This is a genomic window from Roseiarcus sp., from assembly GCF_052145395.1.
Taxonomy (GTDB): Bacteria; Pseudomonadota; Alphaproteobacteria; order Rhizobiales; family Beijerinckiaceae; genus Roseiarcus.
This window is the reverse complement of the sequence record NZ_JBKQOT010000464.1, coordinates 1-4,363: the sequence shown is the minus strand read 5'-3', so window position 1 is coordinate 4,363 and position 4,363 is coordinate 1. Positions and strand designations below refer to the sequence as shown.

The 4,363-nt window shown below is 59.1% G+C and carries 4 protein-coding genes and 2 pseudogenes; all 6 read left to right on the top strand.

Going from position 1 to position 4,363, the window contains the following annotated elements; genetic code table 11:
* Positions 1–406, top strand: a pseudogene (locus tag ACLP25_RS15820) (hypothetical protein); the annotation flags it as partial.
* Positions 345–523, top strand: a pseudogene (locus ACLP25_RS15815) (IS630 family transposase); the annotation flags it as partial. The pseudogenes ACLP25_RS15820 and ACLP25_RS15815, both read left to right, overlap by 62 nt.
* Before the next feature lie 349 nt (positions 524–872).
* Complete coding sequence (locus ACLP25_RS15810) at positions 873–2,000, top strand: DegT/DnrJ/EryC1/StrS family aminotransferase (RefSeq protein WP_442470137.1); 1,128 nt, start codon at positions 873–875, stop codon at positions 1,998–2,000.
* On the top strand, positions 1,978–3,015 hold the full coding sequence (locus ACLP25_RS15805; RefSeq protein WP_442470138.1) for a glycosyltransferase family 2 protein: 1,038 nt from the start codon (positions 1,978–1,980) through the stop codon (positions 3,013–3,015). The genes ACLP25_RS15810 and ACLP25_RS15805 overlap by 23 nt, the downstream gene beginning before the upstream one ends.
* Positions 3,012–3,929 (top strand): WxcM-like domain-containing protein, encoded by a 918-nt coding sequence (locus ACLP25_RS15800; RefSeq protein ID WP_442470136.1) that lies wholly within the window; start codon positions 3,012–3,014, stop codon positions 3,927–3,929. Before ACLP25_RS15805 ends, ACLP25_RS15800 begins: the two co-directional genes overlap by 4 nt.
* 3 nt (positions 3,930–3,932) lie before the next feature.
* On the top strand, positions 3,933–4,352 hold the full coding sequence (locus ACLP25_RS15795) for a GtrA family protein (RefSeq protein WP_442470135.1): 420 nt from the start codon (positions 3,933–3,935) through the stop codon (positions 4,350–4,352).
* Positions 4,353–4,363: the final 11 nt, after the last annotated feature.

Here is a 4,363-nt window from a genome sequence, read left to right as displayed (position 1 = left end):
GATCCCACCGGAGGCCAACGCCGAGTTCGTCGCCGCGATGGAGGATGTGCTGGAGGTCTACTCCCGTCCACACGACCCGGAACGGCCCATTGTCTGCCTCGACGAGACCTCGAAGCAAGGGATCGTCGAGACGCGCGCCCCCGTGCCCGTCGCGCCGGGCCGTCCGGCCCGCTCCGACTACGAATACGAGCGCAACGGAACGGCCAACCTGTTCATGGTCTTCACCCCGCTTGAAGGCCGGCGCCATGTCGAGGTCACCGAACGGCGCACCGCCGTCGACTTACGCCCTCATGCTGAAGAAAATCTCCGACGAGCATTTCGCCCCGGCGAAGAAGATCGTCCTTGTGCAGGACAATCTCAACACCCATCGCCCATCATCGCTCTACGCCGCCTTTCCCGCCGCTGAGGCGAGGCGGCTGGTCGGACGGTTCGAGTGGGACTACACGGAAGCTGGCTCGACATGGCCGAATCCGAACTCAGCGTCCTTTCACGGCAATGCCTCGACCGGCGAATCCCGGACATCGGCACGCTGGACTCTGCCCTGGCCAAAACGGAGCGCGCCTGCCGAGCCCGCGACCTTGAACTCTCGTCTTCGGAAAAGCTTGCTTTCTTCAGCGCTCAACAGCCCGGTGACGATTGCCTGCCGGATCGGTCACGGTCGGCTTGACGCCATCGGTGCGGGAATCTAAGGGGCGTTCTTGCCGCCATGTTCCTCGGGCCGGTCGTCCGGCCGGCCGGAACAGCGGCGTCAACGCTGGTCCGTGTTCACGGGCGTCGCCAGACAGGGGGAAGAAGAGGGTTAAGCTAGAGAATTGCCGCCCAGCTTGGTTGGGGGGGGCCGATTCAAACATTGCTGGTGCAGGAAAGTTGACGTGGACCAAAGCGCGCTTGTAGTGCCTTTCAATGACACCCGACGCCGCTTTGCGGCTTCTCGGCAGGTTCTGCTCGACGCTTGGGAGCGGTTGCTGGTCCGGGGCGTCTTCATTGGCGGGCCAGCGGTTGCTTCCTTTGAGCAAGCCTTCGCCGCCTATTGCGGCGCCGCCCACTGCGTCGGATTGGGGAACGGGACGGACGCACTGGAAATCATGCTCAGGGCCGTCGGCGTTGGTGGTGGGGACGAGGTCATCGTGGTAGCCAATGCCGGAGGTTACGCAACCAGCGCATGCCTCGCCATCGGCGCAGTTCCAGTGTATGTGGACGTAAACTTGAATACTTGCCAAATCGATCCGGCGACGATTGACGAGGCTATCGGGCCAAAAACTAAGGCTATACTTGCCACTCACCTTTACGGCTTGATGTGCGACGTTGCAGAAATTAGAACACGCATGTCGATTCTTGGTCGGCAAGATGTCGCGTTGGTGGAGGATTGTGCGCAGGCGCATGGCGCCCGGCTGAACGGCGACCGGGCCGGCGGGTTGGGCGCCGCCGCGGCATTCAGCTTCTATCCAACGAAAAATTTAGGGGCGGTTGGAGATGCTGGGGCGGTCGTCTGCAACGACGCGGAGCTTGCCGCTCGAATTCGACAGCTGCGGCAATATGGTTGGTCCAACAAATATGACGTCGTGGTTCCGGGCGGACGAAATAGTCGGATCGACCCTTTCCAAACGATTGTTCTGCTGCATCAGCTTCCCAATCTCGATGAGGCAAACGCCATCCGACGCAGGATCTGTGGACTCTACGCTGATAATCTCGGCGCTGGCTGGAAATTGGTCCACGCCGACGATGCTTCGTTCGTGGGCCATCTTGCTGTCCTTATCGCGCCCGATGCGGCTGCGCGCAGTCGGGCTCGCGACATGTTGAGGCGACGAGGAATCGGACACGACATCCACTATCCGGTGCTCGATTGTGACCAAACAGGATGGCGTGGACGCGGCCGGGTCGTGGGAGATCTCGCACGCAGCCGAGAATTGACTCAGCGAGTTCTTTCTATACCGTGTTTTGCGGAACTTAGCGTTGACGAATTGGAGCAGGTTGTCGATGTTCTTCGCGCGATCAGGTGACGGAAAAGACGGCGCCGAGGTCAAGAACGGCATTCTTCCTTTTGTTGTTCGGCATAGCCTCGTCATACCAGTTTATTGCAATGAGGAAAATATTCCTGACCTCTTAAGGGCGCTCGCCGATCTGGCGCGAAAAATCGAAGCATTCGAGGCCGTCTTCATCGTAGACGGGTCGCCGGATCGATCAATGAGCTTGTTGTCGGAGCAGCTTCCTGCCATGCCGTTCGCCTGGCAGCTGATAGAACTGTCGCGCAATTTCGGCTCATTCGCTGCAATCCGGCAGGGTTTGGCGATCGCTCGCGGCGAATTCACGGCAGTGATGGCCGCGGATCTCCAGGAGCCGCCGGAACTCGTTCAAGAATTATTTCGGCAGATCAGTGGGAAAGGATATGATCTGGCGGTAGGAGTGCGCACTTCTCGCAAGGACTCGCCGCTGACCCAAATGACTTCGAAAATTTACTGGACGCTCTACCACAATCTAGTTATGCGAGAAATCCCGGCCGGCGGCGTAGACGTGTTTGCGTGCAATCGGGCTTTTCGAGACGCGCTGCTCAGTCTCGAGGAGAGAAATAGTTTTTTCATCGGGCAGCTGTTTTGGCTGGGTTTTCGCCGGGTTGAAATTTCGTACGATCGTCGCGCCCGCGTAATCGGCAAGAGTGCGTGGACGTTTCGGCGGCGGCTTCGCTATATGCTGGACAGCATTTTCGCTTTCTCCGATCTTCCGATAAGCGTTTTGCTGTGGCTTGGAGCGCTCGGCGTTGGGGTTTCCTTTGGTTGGAGTTTGGCATTGGTGCTTTTGAAGGCGTTTGGTCTTATCGCCGTCCGCGGTTACGTCGCAATCATGCTTGCGATCATGTTCTTCGGGTCTCTTCTCCTGCTCAGCCAAGGGATTCTCGGATGTTACCTTTGGCGCATCGCAGAAAACACGAAAAAAAGGCCTATCTCGGTCGTGTTGTCGCATCGCAGTAGTCCGTCGCTTGCGACTTCGGCAGATGCAGGAATCGAGGAGTCCGCATGAGCGGCTTTTTCGTCCATCCGCAGGGCATTTGCGAGACTGCAGAGGTTGGAGAGGGCACCCGGATCTGGGCTTTCGCGCATGTCTTGTCGGGGGCTCGAATCGGGCGGAACTGCAACATCTGCGACGGCGTCTTCGTCGAGGACGACGTATCGATCGGGGACGACGTCACCGTAAAATGCGGTGTTCAGCTGTGGAGTGGCGTCAGACTCGGCAATCGCGTGTTCGTAGGCCCTAACGCGACGTTTACGAATGACAAACACCCGCGATCCAAGCAGCGCCCCCCCGCCTACGCCCGCACGATCGTAGGAGACGGCGCTTCAATCGGCGCCAACGCGACCATCCTTCCCGGGGTCCGGATTGGCGTCGATGCGATGATCGGAGCAGGGGCGGTGGTCACACGCGATGTCCCGGCGCGGGCGGCCGTGGTTGGCAATCCCGGGCGGGTGACGGGTTATGCCGGGGCTGTGGAATTGGATGATGCGTCCGCAAATTCGTTGCCCCAGGATTACGGCCCATCGCTGATCCGCCTCGATACGCACGCCGAGGCTCGCGGCCGGCTATACGTGGCGGACGAGGGCGTGATTCCATTCACGCCCAGACGTTTTTTCCTCGTCGACAAGGTTCCGGTCGGCGAAGCGCGGGGCAGCCATGCGCATCACGTGAGCCAGCAGTTCATAGTGGCGGTCTCCGGACAGGTTGTTGTCGCCATGGACGATGGCCGACGCGCCTATTCGGTCAGACTGTCCCACCCAGGCATTGGCGTTTATCTGCCGCCGCTTATCTGGAGCATGCAGTTCGGGCACAGCGTCGACGCCGTTCTTCTGGTGCTTGCATCCGAGCCCTATGACAAATCTAAATATATTTCTGACTATTCAGAATTTTGTTCGATCGTTTCGCGAGCGGGAGGCGATTGAGACATGCGGGGTCGAATTGCGGAAATAGGGCGTTATCTCTTTGTCGGGTCGGCGAATACGCTGTCGACGATGGCGGTCTACCAGCTGCTGGTCACGATATTGAAGCCGGCTATGGCTTACTCGCTGGCTTGGCTTGTTGGTCTCCTCATCGTCGCGGTCGTGTATCCGAAATTTGTGTTTCGTGTAACGGGCGGCTGGGCGCGAGGAGGAGCGATCGCGCTAACTTATGCGGCAATTTTCGTGGTCGGTCTATTGTTGATCAAACTGCTCGAATCCCTCACGATTCACAATCGGCTCGGTATATTCCTTGTCATGGCGGTCACAACCACCATGAATTACTTCGGAAGCCGGCTGGCGGTTGCGCGAACGAGCAGCCGGCTGAAAGGAGCGCGCCCGCTTCGACGGCAAGAATCGGAAGCGTGAGATGCGAGCTT